The 14,236-nt window shown below is 72.5% G+C and carries 12 protein-coding genes; 6 read left to right on the top strand and 6 right to left on the bottom strand.

Annotated features, from left to right (window positions below):
- Positions 1-1,053 (top strand): anthranilate phosphoribosyltransferase, encoded by a 1,053-nt coding sequence (trpD, locus tag BMZ30_RS07195; RefSeq protein WP_093377393.1) that lies wholly within the window; start codon positions 1-3, stop codon positions 1,051-1,053.
- Positions 1,054-1,063: 10 nt separating this feature from the next.
- Here trpD and BMZ30_RS07190 read toward each other — a convergent pair whose 3' ends face one another.
- The 3 genes from BMZ30_RS07190 to BMZ30_RS07180 form a co-directional block, all read right to left on the bottom strand.
- Complete coding sequence (locus BMZ30_RS07190) at positions 1,064-1,345, bottom strand: Lrp/AsnC family transcriptional regulator (RefSeq protein WP_093376631.1); 282 nt, start codon at positions 1,343-1,345, stop codon at positions 1,064-1,066.
- A gap of 45 nt (positions 1,346-1,390) precedes the next feature.
- On the bottom strand, positions 1,391-3,241 hold the full coding sequence (locus BMZ30_RS07185; protein ID WP_093376629.1) for a DEDD exonuclease domain-containing protein: 1,851 nt from the start codon (positions 3,239-3,241) through the stop codon (positions 1,391-1,393).
- A 77-nt stretch (positions 3,242-3,318) separates the two neighbouring features.
- A complete protein-coding gene (locus BMZ30_RS07180) occupies positions 3,319-5,145 on the bottom strand; it encodes an AMP-dependent synthetase/ligase (RefSeq protein ID WP_093376626.1) in 1,827 nt (608 codons plus the stop codon).
- 246 nt (positions 5,146-5,391) lie between these two features.
- On the opposite strand from BMZ30_RS07180, the gene BMZ30_RS07175 reads away from it, so the two are divergent.
- Positions 5,392-6,339 (top strand): ROK family glucokinase, encoded by a 948-nt coding sequence (locus tag BMZ30_RS07175; RefSeq protein WP_093376624.1) that lies wholly within the window; start codon positions 5,392-5,394, stop codon positions 6,337-6,339.
- A 20-nt stretch (positions 6,340-6,359) separates the two neighbouring features.
- Here BMZ30_RS07175 and BMZ30_RS07170 read toward each other — a convergent pair whose 3' ends face one another.
- Positions 6,360-6,917 carry a hypothetical protein gene (locus BMZ30_RS07170; RefSeq protein ID WP_093376621.1) on the bottom strand — a complete coding sequence of 186 codons (558 nt, stop codon included), beginning with the start codon at positions 6,915-6,917 and terminating at the stop codon, positions 6,360-6,362.
- A gap of 60 nt (positions 6,918-6,977) precedes the next feature.
- Here BMZ30_RS07170 and BMZ30_RS07165 point away from each other — a divergent pair, with 60 nt between their 5' ends.
- The 3 genes from BMZ30_RS07165 to BMZ30_RS07155 all read left to right on the top strand — a co-directional run bounded on the left by BMZ30_RS07165 (position 6,978) and on the right by BMZ30_RS07155 (position 10,433).
- A complete protein-coding gene (locus BMZ30_RS07165) occupies positions 6,978-7,772 on the top strand; it encodes a lysophospholipid acyltransferase family protein (RefSeq protein WP_229828523.1) in 795 nt (264 codons plus the stop codon).
- Between the two features lie 94 nt (positions 7,773-7,866).
- On the top strand, positions 7,867-9,084 hold the full coding sequence (locus BMZ30_RS07160; protein ID WP_093376617.1) for a pyrophosphate--fructose-6-phosphate 1-phosphotransferase: 1,218 nt from the start codon (positions 7,867-7,869) through the stop codon (positions 9,082-9,084).
- Entirely contained in the window at positions 9,081-10,433 is a 1,353-nt protein-coding gene (locus tag BMZ30_RS07155; protein WP_093376615.1) for a class II 3-deoxy-7-phosphoheptulonate synthase, read from the top strand. The genes BMZ30_RS07160 and BMZ30_RS07155 overlap by 4 nt, the downstream gene beginning before the upstream one ends.
- 18 nt (positions 10,434-10,451) lie before the next feature.
- On the opposite strand, the gene pknB is transcribed toward BMZ30_RS07155, so the two are convergent.
- Positions 10,452-12,479 carry a Stk1 family PASTA domain-containing Ser/Thr kinase gene (gene pknB / locus BMZ30_RS07150; protein WP_229828524.1) on the bottom strand — a complete coding sequence of 676 codons (2,028 nt, stop codon included), beginning with the start codon at positions 12,477-12,479 and terminating at the stop codon, positions 10,452-10,454.
- Positions 12,480-12,574: 95 nt separating this feature from the next.
- On the opposite strand from pknB, the gene BMZ30_RS07145 reads away from it, so the two are divergent.
- On the top strand, positions 12,575-12,988 hold the full coding sequence (locus tag BMZ30_RS07145) for an Rv2175c family DNA-binding protein (RefSeq protein ID WP_093376612.1): 414 nt from the start codon (positions 12,575-12,577) through the stop codon (positions 12,986-12,988).
- A 27-nt stretch (positions 12,989-13,015) separates the two neighbouring features.
- Here the strand turns inward: BMZ30_RS07145 and BMZ30_RS07140 are convergent, their stop codons facing one another.
- A complete protein-coding gene (locus BMZ30_RS07140; protein WP_093376610.1) occupies positions 13,016-14,119 on the bottom strand; it encodes a polyprenyl synthetase family protein in 1,104 nt (367 codons plus the stop codon).
- Positions 14,120-14,236 lie beyond the last annotated feature (117 nt).

Genomic DNA, 14,236 nt, shown 5'->3' with positions numbered 1-14,236 from the left:
ATGACCTGGCCTGACCTGCTGAGCGTGCTCGTCGCGCGCCGCGACCTGACCCGCGAGCAGACCGCGTGGGCGATGGACCAGGTGATGCAGGGGTCCGTGTCCCCGGTGGTCGTCGGTGCGTTCCTGGTGGCGCTGCGCACGAAGGGCCAGACGGTCGACGAGCTCACGGGCCTCGCCGACGCGATGGTGTCGCACGCGGTCCCGCTGCCCACGGTGCCCGGAGGCCCGTCGCGCGCACCCGTCGACATCGTCGGGACCGGCGGCGACCGCGCGCACACGGTGAACATCTCCACCATGGCGTCGATCGTCATCGCGGGGGCCGGCATCCCGGTGATCAAGCACGGCAACCGGGCAGCGTCGTCGTCCTCGGGGTCTGCCGACGTGCTCGAGGCGCTCGGCATCCGGCTCGACCACGCGCCCCAGGACGTGGCGCGCATCTACAGCGAGGCCGGCATCACCTTCTGCTTCGCCCAGACGTTCCACCCGTCGATGCGCCACGCGGCTGTGGCCCGCCGTGAGCTGGGCATCGCGACGGCGTTCAACTTCCTCGGCCCGCTCACCAATCCCGCAGCGCCGCGGGCGACGGCGGTCGGGTGCGCCGATCTCGCGATGGCCCCGCTGATGGCCGGGGTGTTCGCCTCGCGCGGCACGTCGGCGCTGGTCTTCCGCGGTGCCGACGGGCTCGACGAGCTTGCGGGCACCGGTCCCGCTCTCGTCTGGGAGGTCAAGGACGGCGCCGTCACGCGGCACGAGCTCGACCTGGCGTCGGAGCTCGACCTGGCCCGCATCACGGTCGCGGACCTGCGGGGCGCGTCGGCGGAGCACAACGCCGACGTCGCCCGGCGACTGCTCGACGGTGAGCCCGGACCCGTGCGGGAGACGGTACAGCTGAACGCGGCAGCCGCCCTGGTGGCGGATGCCACGCTGCCCGGCACGGACGAGGGCAGCCTCGTCGACCGCCTGCGCGCCGGCTACGGCCATGCGGCGCAGTCGATCGGCTCGGGTGCCGCGGCGCAGGTCCTGCGCCGGTGGGCGGAGGCGTCCGCGCGCTGAGCCTGGCGGGTCAGTCGCCGAGGCCGAGGTCGAACGCCTGGTCGAGGTCCGCGGGCGAGTACGTGCGGAAGGCGAGGTTCGTCTGCGTGCGCAGGATCCCGGGGATCTTGTTGATGCCGTCGGCCACGACCGACGCGAGGTCCTCGTGGTCCTTGACGCGGACGATCGCGATGAGGTCGGTGTCCCCGGTGACCGAGTACACCTCGCTCACGCCGGGGATCGCGGTGACGGCCACAGCGACCTCCGGGATCTGTGCCGGGGTGGCGTCGATCATGACGATGGCGGTGAGCATCTCGGGTCCTCCCAGCGGCGGCGGGTGCCTGCCTCGGTGGCGATCCTAGTCGGGACGGGACCCGCGAGCGGCCCGGATCGCGGCCGCCATGGTGCCGAACGACTGCGCCCCGCGCACGGGGTGCGCCGCGGGGGCCGTGGTCCGCACGAGCCGGACCCCCGGCGCGTCGAGCCAGGCGAGCAGGAGAGAGGTCTCCTCGGGGTGTGCTCCCGTCGCCGGCGGGACGGGTGGGGCCACGTCCTCGGCGGTCGCCACCAGGGCGTCGATCGTCACGTACGGGTCGGTACCGGGGGGAGCGACGCCGGTCGCAGCCATCCGCCCGTACCGGACGACGACGAGCTCCCAGGCGCCGGTGTCGTCCGCGCGCGCGGCCACGAGCTCGGCGCAGTGCGCGAGCGAGGCGAAGCGCTCGGCGCGCGAGGCGCCGTCGAGGAACGCGGCGAGCCGGTCCCGCTCGGTGGCAGCCTCCTCGAACCGCTCGTCCGCAGCCAGGGACGTGATGCGCGCCGTCAGGGACTCCACGAGCACGGCCGGGGTCTGCGACATGGCGGTGCGGACGCCGGCGACGGCGTCGTCGTGGGCGAGCGCGCCGATCGCCGACCCAACGGCGCCGTCGCCGGCGGGCAGGCACGGAGCGGCGCACCGCCCGAGCTCGGCCAGCGGGCAGGCCACGGCGTCGTCCGGTGCGAGCCGCGGCAGGCGTCGGGTGCAGCGTCGGATGAGGAACGAGCCGTGCACGGCCTCCACGGCCTGCAGCGCTGCCCGCCGTGACGAGAAGGGACCGATGTGCACGGGAGCGCCGCCGGGCGTGCCGGCGGCCAGCGAGCCCGGCGGTGCGGGGGAGACGGCGGACACGACCGAGAGGCGGGGGTGCGCCTCGGCGGTGAGGCGCACCCAGGGCATCCGCTCGGGGAACTTGGACCGCCGGTTGTACCGGGGGCGGCGACCCGCGATGAGCCGGAGCTCGCGGATCCGGGCCTCCAGGGTCGTCGCGCAGCTGATCGCGGAGACGCGGTGGGCGATCTGGAGCATCTCGGAGATTGCCCGGCGCTTCTCGGCAGCCGTGAAGTAGGAGCGCACCCGTCCCCGGACGTTCTGCGACGTCCCGACGTAGAGGACCTCGTCGTCCGGGCCGTGGAACAGGTAGACCCCGGGGCCGGAAGGGAGCCCGTCGGCGAGCGCGCGCTTGGCGCGGACCGCCGGGGCCACAGGGTCCGCTGCCGTCGCGAGGTCCTCGAGATGGGTGATGCCCCACGGCGCGAGGCGGCCGAGCAGCGCGTGCAGGACGTCGACGGTCGCGCGCGCGTCGGACAGCGCGCGGTGGTCCGGCGTGACGCTCGCGTGGAAGAGGCCAGCGAGCGTGCCGAGCTTGTGGTTGGGGGCCTCGTCGCGCGGGACCACGCGACGCGCCAGCGGCACCGTGTCGACGACGGTGAAGCTCGGCCAGGCGAGGTCCATGGCGCTGGCGGCCGCCTTGAGGAAGCCCACGTCGAAGCGCGCGTTGTGCGCGACCAGGACGGCGCCCCGGGCGAACTCGAGGAAGCTGGGCAGGACCTCCGTGATCCGCGGAGCGTCGATCACCATGGCCGTGGTGATGCCCGTGAGGACGGTGATCTGCGCGGGGACCGGTCCCCCCGGGTTGACGAGCGTCTGGAACTCGCCCAGGACCTCGCCACCCCGGACCTTCACGGCTCCGATCTCGGTGATCGCGGACGTCGTGGGCGAGCCGCCGGTGGTCTCGAGGTCGACCACGACGAACGTGACCTCGTGCAGCGGTGTGCCGACCTCGTCGAGCGTCGGCTGGACGGCGGTGCTCCCGGTGGTCGGGGCGCGCAGCGCCGAGAGCGCGGGCACGGGGGAGCGCGGACCGGTGACGACGGAGGCGCGTGGACTCATGGCGGGAACGCTAGCGCGAGCCACCGACATGCCGAGGGCCGGGTCGGTGCCCCGACCCGGCCCTCGGCGTCGTGCTGTCAGGCGTGGGCGCCGTCCGCGGCCCCGTTGGCGGAGTACAGCGCGTCGACGTGGGACGCGAAGTCCTCGAGCACGACGTTCCGCTTCACCTTGAGCGACGGGGTGAGGTACCCGTTCTCGACCGTGAAGTCCGAGTCGAGGATCGTGAACTTGCGGATGGACTCCGCGCGGGACACAGCCTTGTTGGCCCGGGTCACCGCCTTGTCGATCGACGCGAGGACCGCCGGGTCGTGCAGGGCCTCGGACACCTCCATGGCGGGCTTGCCCTGGGCGGACAGCCACCCCGGCAGCGCCTCCGCGTCCAGCGTGATCAGCGCCGCGATGAATGGCTGCGCGTCACCGACCACGACGCACTGGGAGACGAGCGCGTGCGCACGGACGCGGTCCTCGAGGATCGCGGGGGCCACGTTCTTCCCGCCCGCGGTCACGATGAGCTCCTTCTTGCGGCCCGTGATCCGCAGGAACCCGTCGTGGTCGAGCGAGCCGAGGTCGCCCGTGCGGAACCAGCCGTCCGTGAACGCCTCGGCGGTCGCCTCGGCGTTGTTGTGGTACCCGCGGAACACGTGCGGTCCCTGAACGAGGATCTCACCGTCAGGCTCCACGCGGATCGCGCAGCCCGGCAGCGGCGGGCCCACGGTGCCGATCTTCGTGTGTCGCGGCAGGTTGACCGACGTCGGGGCGGTCGTCTCGGTCAGGCCGTAACCTTCGAGGACGGACAGGCCCACCCCGCGGTAGAAGTGGCCGAGGCGTTCCCCGAGGGCTGCGCCGCCCGAGATCGCCCAGCGCGCCTGGCCGCCGAGCGCCGCGCGGATCTTCTTGAGCACGAGCGCGTCCGCGAGCTTGTGCTGGATCTTGAGGCCGAGCTTGGGGCCGCCGTCGGCGTCGAGCCCGCGCGAGTACGCGATCGCGGTCGCGGCGGCCCAGTGGAAGATCTTGCCCTTGCCGCCCGCGACGGCCTTCTGCTCCGAGGAGTTGTAGACCTTCTCGAACACGCGCGGGACCGACAGGATGAACGTCGGCTTGAACGCCGCGAGGTCCGGCAGCAGCGTCTTGGTGTCCGGCGTGTGGCCCAGGACGGCCCCGGCCGGCACGACGAGCACCTCGATGAATCGCGCGAACACGTGCGCGAGCGGCATGAACAGCAGCGTGCGCGAGCCGGGCTCGCCGACGATCTCGTCGATCTCCGCCACCGCGTTGGTCGTGATCGCGTAGAAGTTCTCGTGCGTGAGCTCCGCGCCCTTGGGGCGACCGGTGGTGCCCGAGGTGTAGATGATGGTCGCGACGTCGTCGATGTTCGCGAGCCCCCGACGGCGCTCGACCTCCGCGTCGGGGACGTCGCGGCCCGCCTCGATCAGCGTCGCGATCGCGCCGTCGTCGATGGTCAGGACACGGCCCAGCGAGGGGGTCTTCTTGCGCACGCCCTCGACGAGCGCGGCGTGCTCGGCGCTCTCGACGACGAGGAGGCGGACGTCGGAGTCCGAGAGGATCCACTGCACCTGCTTGGCAGACGAGGTCTCGTACAGGGGGACAGGCACGGCGCCGGCAGCCCAGCACGCCCAGTCCAGCAGCGTCCACTCGTAGCGGGTGCGCGACATGATGCCGACCGTCTGGCCGGGCTCGATGCCCATCGCGACGAGCCCCTTGGCCACTGCGGTGGCCTCGGAGTGGAACTCGCGCGCGGTGTACGGGGTCCACGGTGCGCCGTCGGCACCCTTGACCTCGATGAAGGGCTTGTCGCCGAGCGTCGCGAGGCGGGCAGCGAACAGGTCGTTCAGGTTCGACGTGCGCTCGGGCTCGACGCGGACAGGGGTACGGGCTTCGCTCATGCTGGCTCCAGTGACAGTAGGCGTGTGGGATGAGACTAGCGCCACATCGTCCTCGCACGGTGCAGGACCGCACTACCGCACCGACCCGAGGCCAATCTGTGACATTCGTCCTGACCTGCGGTTTCGGCGCCGCCGTGGTCGCGCTCCCACGGCCTGGCGCCACATGGGTCGGACGGCCCCCGTCGAGGCCGCATCGTTGTGGCACCCTTGAGGCGCACACGCACACGACGACCACAGGGATGGACCATGCACGCGCTCGGAGTCGACATCGGTGGGACCAAGATCGCGGCCGGCGTCGTCGACGAGACGGGGGCGATCCTCGCCCAGGTCCGTCGCCCCACGGACCCGGACGACGCGTCCAACATCGACCGGGCGATCGCCGAGGCCTACACCGAGCTCGCGGGTTCCTACGAGATCGGCGCGGTCGGTCTTGCCGCCGCGGGCTTCTGCAGCCCCGACCGCACGAGCGTGCTGTTCTCTCCGAACATCGAGGCATGGCGTGGCTACCCGCTGGCCGAGCGCGTCGCGACCCTCGTCGGGGGCGGCATGCGGGTCGTCGTCGAGAACGACGCGAACGCCGCCGGCTGGGCCGAGTACCGGTTCGGCGTCGGACGCGGCACGACCGACATGCTCATGCTCACCGTCGGCACCGGCCTCGGCGGGGCGGCGGTCATTGACGGCCGCCTCGTGCGCGGGGCCTATGGCGTGGCGACCGAGGTGGGCCACATGCGGATGGTGCCCGACGGCCGCTTCTGCGGCTGCGGCCACGCCGGCTGCTGGGAGCAGTACGCGTCCGGCTCCGCCCTCGTCGCGGACGCTCGCGCCGCCGTCGTCGCCTACCCCGACCGGGGTGCCCGCCTGCTCGACCTCGTGGACGGTCGCGCCGAGGACCTGCGTGGGCCGCACGTGACGGCTGCCGCGTTCGAGGGCGACCCCCTGGCGATCGAGCTCTTCGCGAGCCTCGGGCGCTGGCTGGGCGAGGGCGCGGCGAGCGTTGCGGCATTCTGCGACCCGCAGGTGATCGCGATCGGTGGCGGCGTCAGCGCCGCCGGTGACGTCCTGCTCGAGCCCGCTCGGGCAGGTTTCCGGGCGCAGCTCTCCGCCGGCGGTCGTCGACCCGAGGCGCGGCTCGAGATCGCCGAGCTCGGCAACGAGGCGGGCATCGTCGGCGCGGCCGACCTCGCGCGCCTCTGACGGGCGTCGTCCAGACCTGCCTAGACGACGGCCCCCTGGTCGTCGTCGTCGCGGTGGGACGGCATGCGCCACCACAGCAGGACGAGGGCCAGCACAGCGACGGCGCCCGCGACCTGGAGCACCACGGGAGGCACCGACAGGCGCAGCACGAGGCTCGCGATGATCCCGAGGGGCACCAGCACGACCACCCCCCAGCCGAGCGTGAGCAGCGGGTCGCGCCCGAGCACCGGGGCGGGTTCCGGAGGCTCGAAGTGGCTCGCGACGTCGTCGCCCACGTCGTCGGACGGCCGCGGTGCGTCACGTGGGCCGCTGCTGCGCACCCAGGGGGCCACGGCGAACGGCATCGCGGAGCCCGGCTCGTCCGGCGCGGGAGCCCCCCGCCGGGGCGGCTGGCCCAGGTCGGCGAGCCCGGCGACGATCTCGGCGAACGCCGCGTCGGTGGCTGTTCCGGGTGCGGGCGCGGCCGGTGCGGTAGGTTCGCCCTCGGTCCCTGCGGCAGGATGGGGGTCGTGGCCCGGGCTGCCTCGGTCTGGGAGGTCGGGCTCCGGTGGACCCGCGTCCGCGTCAGGATTCGCCATGGGTTCACTCTAGAGTCGCAACGTGTCCCTCGCGGAGCGTAGGCAGCAGGAGGAGGCAGGTTGTTCTACTGGTTGATGAAGAAGGTGTTCGCGGGCCCGTGGATCCGGCTCGCGTTCCGCCCCTGGTCGCGCGGCGTCGAGAACGTCCCGGAGACCGGCGGTGCGATCCTCGCGAGCAACCACCTCGCTGTCATCGACTCGTTCGTCCTGCCGCTCGTGCTCGACCGCGAGATCGTCTTCATCGGCAAGTCCGAGTACTTCACTGGCACGGGACTCAAGGGTCGGCTGAAGGCCGGGTTCTTCCGCGGCGTCGGCACGATCCCCGTGGACCGCTCGGGCGGGCGCGCGAGCGAGCAGGCTCTGCGCACGGGACTGCGTCGGCTCCAGGAGGGCGGGCTGTTCGGCATCTACCCCGAGGGCACGCGCAGCCCGGACGGCCGCCTGTACCGCGGCAAGACCGGCGTCGCGCGACTCGCGCTCGAGTCCGGGGTCCCGGTGATCCCGGTCGCGATGATCAATACAGACGTCGCGCAGCCCTTGGGACGCGTCATCCCCAAGCCGGTCAGGGTCGGGGTCGTGTTCGGCGAGCCGCTCGACTTCAGCCGCTACGCCGGCATGGCCGACGACCGCTTCATCCTGCGCTCGGTCACCGACGAGATCATGTACGCCCTGATGAGCCTGTCGGGCCAGGAGTACGTCGACGTGTACGCGGCCACCGCGAAGGCACGGCTGGCCTCGGGACGAAAGACACAGGCGAACCCGGCCGGCGGGGCGCAGGCCCCGGGCGGGCGTCCGGCACCCGACGGCGTGCAGCCGCCACAGCCGCCGGCTGAGGACGGCCCGTCAGTAGACTGAGCCAGGTGTGCCGCGCCATGCGCCGGCGCACACCACGGATCCATCCGTCCGCTGACCTCCCTGGTGCGGCGGGCACGACGAGAGGTTTCATCTGATGGCGGTACGTCGCGTTGCCCTCCTGACCGCGGGCGGCTTCGCCCCTTGCCTGTCCTCCGCAGTCGGCGGGCTCATCGAGCGTTACACCGAGCTCGCTCCCGAGGTCGAGATCATCGCCTACGAGCACGGCTACCACGGTCTGCTCACCGGCACCAAGATCGTCATCGACGACGAGGCCCGCGCCAAGGCCGGCATCCTGCACCGGTTCGGCGGCTCCCCGATCGGCAACAGCCGCGTGAAGCTCACGAACGCCAAGGACTGCGTGAAGCGCGGCCTGGTGTCCGAGGGCCAGGACCCGCTCCAGGTGGCGGCCGAGCAGCTGAAGGCCGACGGCGTCGACGTCCTGCACACCATCGGCGGCGACGACACCAACACCACCGCAGCCGACCTCGCGGCGTACCTGCACGAGAACGACTACGAGCTCACCGTCGTGGGCCTGCCGAAGACCATCGACAACGACGTCATCCCGATCAAGCAGTCGCTGGGTGCCTGGACCGCGGCCGAGGAGGCCGCCGGGTTCGCGCAGAACGTGATCGGCGAGCACCGCTCGGGCAACCGGATGCTGATCGTGCACGAGGTCATGGGCCGGCACTGCGGGTGGCTCACGGCGGCCTCGGCCGCGGAGTACCGCAAGTGGCTCGACACCCAGGAGTGGGTCCCGAGCATCGGCCTGACCCGTGAGCGCTGGGACATCCACGCCGTCTTCGTCCCGGAGCTCGCGCTCGACATCGAGGGCGAGGCCGCACGTCTGCGCAAGATCATGGACGAGGTCGGCAACGTCAACATCTTCCTGTCCGAGGGCGCCGGCATGCACGAGATCGTCGCGCAGCTGGAGGCGGCGGGGGAGACGGTCGAGCGTGACCCGTTCGGTCACGTCAAGCTCGACACCATCAACCCGGGCCAGTGGTTCGCCAAGCAGTTCGCGGAGCTGCTCGGGGCGGAGAAGACCATGGTCCAGAAGTCCGGCTACTACTCGCGTGCCGCGGCGGCGAACCCCGAGGACCTGCGCCTGATCAAGTCGATGACCGACTTCGCCGTGGACGCGGCGTTCCGCGGCGAGTCCGGCGTCGTCGGGCACGACGAGGAGGACGGCGACCGGCTCAAGGCGATCGCGTTCCCGCGCATCGCGGGCGGCAAGGCGTTCGACGTCTCGCAGTCGTGGTTCGGCGACCTGCTCGCCGGTGTCGGCCAGAAGCTGGTGCCTGCGAAGTCATGACGATGCCGACGGACACCGAGGCCGCGCTGGGTCTCGACGACTACCGCGCCCTCGCTGCCCGTCAGCAGCCGACCTGGCCCGACGCCGAGGCGTTGGGCCGGGTCACCGCCCGGCTGGCTGCGGCGCCGCCGCTCGTCGTGCCGAGCGAGATGGACCAGCTCACCGCGCGGCTCGCGGCCGCCGGTCGCGGTGAGGCCTTCCTGCTGCAGGGCGGTGACTGCGCGGAGACCTTCGCCGAGGCGCAGGCCGACCGGATCCGCAACAAGATCCGGACGCTGCTCCAGATGGCGGTCGTGCTGACGCACGGCGCGAGCATGCCCGTCGTGAAGATGGGCCGGATGGCCGGGCAGTACGCCAAGCCGCGCAGCACCGACACCGAGACCCGCGACGGCGTGACGCTGCCCGCCTACCGCGGGGACATGGTGAACGCCCACGCCTTCACGCGCGAGGACCGCGTGCCGGACCCGGAGCGCCTCGTCGCTGGCTACGAGATCTCTGCCGCGACCCTCGCCGTCGTGCGTGCCTTCACCGCTGGCGGCGGCGCAGATCTGCGCCGGGTGCACGAGTGGAACCGCGGGTTCACGCGCAACCCCGCGTACGCGCGGTACGAGCGGACCGCGCGCGAGATCGATCGCGCCATCCGGTTCATGGCCGCGTGCGGAGCCGACTTCGACGCCCTGCAGTCGGTCGAGATGTTCGTCAGCCACGAGGCCCTGCTGCTCGACTACGAGCGCGCGCTGACAAGGGTCGACACGAGGTCCGGGCGGGCCTACGACACCTCGGGCCACTTCCTCTGGATCGGGGAGCGCACGCGCCAGCTCGACGGCGCGCACGTCGACTTCCTCGCCCGGGTCGCGAACCCGATCGGCGTGAAGCTCGGCCCGACGACGAGCCCGGACGACGCCCTCGCCCTGATGGACCGGCTGAACCCGGCCGGGACGCCCGGCCGGCTCACGTTCATCACGCGCATGGGGGCCGCCCAGATCCGGACCGCGCTGCCCCCGCTCGTCGCGGCCGTCCACGCCCACGGCGCGCCCGTGACGTGGGTGACGGACCCGATGCACGGCAACACGATCACCTCGGCGTCGGGCTACAAGACCCGCCGGTTCGACGACGTGCTGGACGAGGTGCGCGGGTTCTTCGAGGTGCACCACGCCGAGGGCTCTGTCCCGGGCGGACTGCACGTCGAGCTCACGGGGGACGACGTCACCGAGGTGCTCGGCGGATCTGAGGAGATCGACGACGACGGGCTCGCGCTGCGGTACGAGACGCTCGTCGACCCGCGCCTCAACCACCAGCAGTCGCTCGAGATGGCCTTTCAGGTCGCGGAGATGCTGCAGCGCCGCTGACCGCCCGGGGCGGTCGGCTCAGAAGATCGTGAGCACGATCGTGGTCCCCTTGGGGACCTCCGTCCCCGGGTCGACGTCCTGGAACCGGACCTTGCCCAGGAAGCCGCCCCAGGCGAACTGGTCCTCGGGCACGAGCTCAGCGTCCTCGAGCGCCGCGTGCGCGGCCTCGGTGTCCATGCCCTGCACGTCGGGCACCTTCACGAGCTCACGGCCCTTGGACACCACGATGGTCACGGTGTCCGTGCGGAACCCCTCGGCCGAGGCCTCGGGGGACTGCCGGACGACGTGACCCTTCGCGACGTCGTCGGAGAACGCGCGCTTGACCTGGACCTTGAGGCCGATGCTCTCGAGCGCGGCCGTCGCGGCGTCCTCGGTCGAGTTGACGACCTGGGGGATCCGGACCGGCTGGGGGCCCTGCGAGACCGTGAGCGTGATCACCGTGGAGTGCGGGACGCTCGCACCCTCGTCCTCGGAGACGGCCATGACCTGCCCCGCAGGAACGGTGTCGTCGTAGATCAGCGTCGGGTCGCCGACGGTGAAGCCGGCGTCCGTGAGCGTCGTCGTCGCGGCCTCCTGGTCCAGGCCCACGAGCTCCTCGGGCACCGTGAACATCTCGATGCCCTTGGACGCGACGACCTCGACGACGCCCTCCTTGGCGATCTGCTCACCCTCGCCCGGGCTGGTCTCGATGACCTTGCCTGCCGGGATCGCGTCGTCGAAGCGCTCGACGACGGACGGACGCAGACCGAACGTCGTGAGCGCGGACGTGGCGGCCGCGGTGTCCGACCCCACGAGCCCGGACGGCACCGTCGTGTACGCGCCGGGTCCGTAGCTGCTCCACCAGTACGTCCCGCCGGCGACGAGAGCCGCGATGGCGACGAGGATCACGATGATCATGGACGTGCGGCGGCGCCGACCTGGGCGGGGCGGCTCCGGCGGGACGGTCGCGACGAGGTCGTCGGCGCCGATCTGCAGCGCGATCGTGCCACCTGCCGAGGACGTCGACAGGGCCTGGGTCGCGCCGGTGTCGACGGGGACCTCGTCGACGGTCCGTGCGCCCCCGGCTGGCGCGGCGGTTTCGTCTCGGGTGTCGTCGGTGTCGTCGGCGTCGCGGTCGTCGTCGTCCGGCTCGTCCGCCGGCGGGGGCGGCACGGGGCGCAGCACCACGGCACGCTGGTCGAGGTCCGCCTCGTCGAGCGCGGTGCGGGTGCGCCGCAGGTGGTCGAGGGCCGCGCTCGCGTCCAGCGGGCGGTTCTCCGGGTCGCGCGCAGCCAGTGCGCACACGAGCTCGTCGACCTCCTGGGGGATCCAACCCTCGAGGCTGGACGGCACGGGGAGGTCCTCGTGCACGTGGCGGTACGCGACGCGGATCGGGGTGTCCCCGGTGTAAGGCTGACGGCCCGTGAGCATCTCGAACAGCAGGACGCCGGCGGCGTAGACGTCCGCGCGCGCGTCGCAGTCGCCCGTCAGGATGAGCTCGGGCGCGAGGTACGCCACGGTGCCGAAGATCGTGCCCGTCGCCGTCGACGTCACCTCGGTGACCGCACGGGCGAGACCGAAGTCGGCGACCTTGACCCGGCCGTCGAGCGCGATCAGGACGTTCTCCGGCTTGATGTCGCGGTGCACCAGGTTGTTGCGGTGGGCGGCAGCCAGGGCGTCCAGCACGGCCTCGAGGATCTCGAGGGAGTCCCGGACGCTGAGGGCTCCGGCCTCCTGGAGGCGCAGCCGCAGGTTCGTGCCCTGGACGTACTCCATCGTCAGGTAGCTGGTGCCGTCGTCGACGCCCTGGTCGTAGACGGCCACGAGGCCCGGATGGGTCAGCCGCGCCGCGGCGCGTGCCTCCCGGCGGAAGCGCGAGACGAAGTCTGCGCCCTCGGCCCCGTCGGCCAGGTGCGGGTGCATCACCTTGAGCGCGACCTCGCGGTCGAGCCGACGGTCCATGGCGACATAGACGGTCGCCATGCCTCCGCGCGCCAGGCGCGAGAGGACCTCGTAGCGGCCGTCGATGAGATGGCCGACGAGCGGATCAGTGATGGTGGCACCCACGGAGGCGAGTCTACGGCCCGTTTTGTGGGCTTCGCTGGACCGCCACGGCATCGACACGGTCTCGTTTCGAACGCTCCGGCGTCTACGGTGTTCCCATGAGTGGGATCGAAGCGGTGGAAGAGTGGTGGACGCTGCCCGACGTGGCAGACCGGCTGGGCCTGGACCTGGGGAAGGTGCGCCGGCTGGTGCAGGAGCGCCACGTCGTCGGCCTGCGTCGGGGAGAGCGTCCGGTGCTGCGGGTGCCCGCGGCGTTCTTCGTGCCGCTGTCCGAGGCGGAAGTCGCCGCGCGGGCGGCCGCGGCTCAGGAGCAGGGGAGGGCCGTCGCGAGCGTCGAGATCGTGCCCGGGCTGCCCGGGACCCTCACCCTGCTGACGGACATCCGGCTCACCGACGAGGAGATCGTCGACTGGTTCTTCAGCGCGGACGACATGCTCGGCGAGACTCCGGCCGCGGCGCTGCGGTCCGGGCGCAAGTCGGCCGTGCGGCGCGCCGCCCAGCTCCTGGGCTGAGCGTCGGGCCGTCCGGCCGTCCGACCGTCAGGCGTGGCGGGCGACCGCAGCCCCGCCGAGCCTGCGGATCATGGTGCGGGCCTCGGGGTCGAGGTCGAGCGTGTCGAGGTCGGCGAGGGCTTTGGTCGCCAGCTCGTCCACAAGACCGTCGACGCTCGCCAGCGCGCCCGTGCCGACGATGATGTCGCGCAGACGGTCGATCTCGGCGTCGTCGAGGTCGAGCCGGCCGAGGTCCCGGTGGATTGTCGCGCGCTCGGCGGGCGTCGCCGCGGCGACCGCGCGGACCACGAGGACGGTGCGCTTGCCCTCGCGCAGGTCGTCTCCGGCGGGCTTGCCGGTGACGGCAGGATCCCCGAAGACGCCGAGCACGTCGTCCCGGAGCTGGAACGCCTCGCCCAGGGGAAGGCCGACACGGGCGATCGCCGCGATCTGCTCCGGCGAGCCCCCGGCGAGCGCGGTGCCCATCGTGAGCGGGTGCTCGACGGAGTAGCGCGCCGACTTCGCACGGATCACGTGCCTGGCCCGGCGCTCGGCCCCCGCGTGGTCGTCGTCCCACGGGACGGTCTGGCTGAGCATGTCGAGGTACTGGCCGACGGTCACCTCCGTCCGCATCTGGGCGAAGATGTCGCGGGTGCGGCGGCGCGTCGTCGGGTCGGGGACGTCGCGCAGCCCGTGGTGCAGCAGGTCCTCGCTCGCCACGAGCGCAAGGTCGCCTAGGAGGATCGCCGCGCTGAGCCCGAACTGCTCCGGCGATCCGACCCAGCCCGCCGCACGGTGCCGCGCGGCGAACGCCAGGTGCGCGGTGGGCGCGCCCCGCCTCGTGTCGGAGTTGTCCATGACGTCGTCGTGGAAGAGCGCGGCGGCCTGGAAGAGCTCGAGCGCGGCGCCCACGTGGTGCGCCGGCGTCGGCGCCGCAGGGTTGCCGCCGTGCGCGCGCCAGCCCCAGTAGGCGAACGCGGCCCGCAGCCGCTTGCCGCCGCTGAGCAGCACATCGGTCGCGTCGAGCAGCGGCAGGGCATCCGCGCCGTAGGCGCTGCCCAGGGCAGCGCGGCTCGTGGCGAGGTGGTCGCGCAGCAGCGCGTCGACACCGGTCCGGACGTCCTCGACGTCGACGAGGGCACTCGTGTTCATCCCGACACCCTATGTGCGCACGGTGCTGCGCCCTCCCCAACCCCGGGGCCCACCGGCATGTCCTCCACAACCGGCAGCGCGCGCGGTGGACGGCGCGGCCTGGCGGTGGGGTGGGGC

The sequence above is a fragment of the Flavimobilis marinus genome, from assembly GCF_900113055.1.
GTDB classification, from domain to species: Bacteria; Actinomycetota; Actinomycetes; order Actinomycetales; family Cellulomonadaceae; genus Flavimobilis; species Flavimobilis marinus.
This window is presented reverse-complemented; position numbering and strand designations above follow the sequence as displayed.

What these genes read in the sequence shown, in the direction of transcription:
- trpD (WP_093377393.1), top strand. Translation starts at nt 1, where the DNA reads ATGACCTGGCCTGACCTGCTGAGCGTGCTCGTCGCGCGCCGCGACCTG.
- BMZ30_RS07190 (WP_093376631.1), bottom strand. Translation starts at nt 1,345, where the DNA reads ATGCTCACCGCCATCGTCATGATCGACGCCACCCCGGCACAGATCCCG.
- BMZ30_RS07185 (WP_093376629.1), bottom strand. Translation starts at nt 3,241, where the DNA reads ATGAGTCCACGCGCCTCCGTCGTCACCGGTCCGCGCTCCCCCGTGCCC.
- BMZ30_RS07180 (WP_093376626.1), bottom strand. Translation starts at nt 5,145, where the DNA reads ATGAGCGAAGCCCGTACCCCTGTCCGCGTCGAGCCCGAGCGCACGTCG.
- BMZ30_RS07175 (WP_093376624.1), top strand. Translation starts at nt 5,392, where the DNA reads ATGCACGCGCTCGGAGTCGACATCGGTGGGACCAAGATCGCGGCCGGC.
- BMZ30_RS07170 (WP_093376621.1), bottom strand. Translation starts at nt 6,917, where the DNA reads ATGGCGAATCCTGACGCGGACGCGGGTCCACCGGAGCCCGACCTCCCA.
- BMZ30_RS07160 (WP_093376617.1), top strand. Translation starts at nt 7,867, where the DNA reads ATGGCGGTACGTCGCGTTGCCCTCCTGACCGCGGGCGGCTTCGCCCCT.
- BMZ30_RS07155 (WP_093376615.1), top strand. Translation starts at nt 9,081, where the DNA reads ATGACGATGCCGACGGACACCGAGGCCGCGCTGGGTCTCGACGACTAC.
- BMZ30_RS07145 (WP_093376612.1), top strand. Translation starts at nt 12,575, where the DNA reads ATGAGTGGGATCGAAGCGGTGGAAGAGTGGTGGACGCTGCCCGACGTG.
- BMZ30_RS07140 (WP_093376610.1), bottom strand. Translation starts at nt 14,119, where the DNA reads ATGAACACGAGTGCCCTCGTCGACGTCGAGGACGTCCGGACCGGTGTC.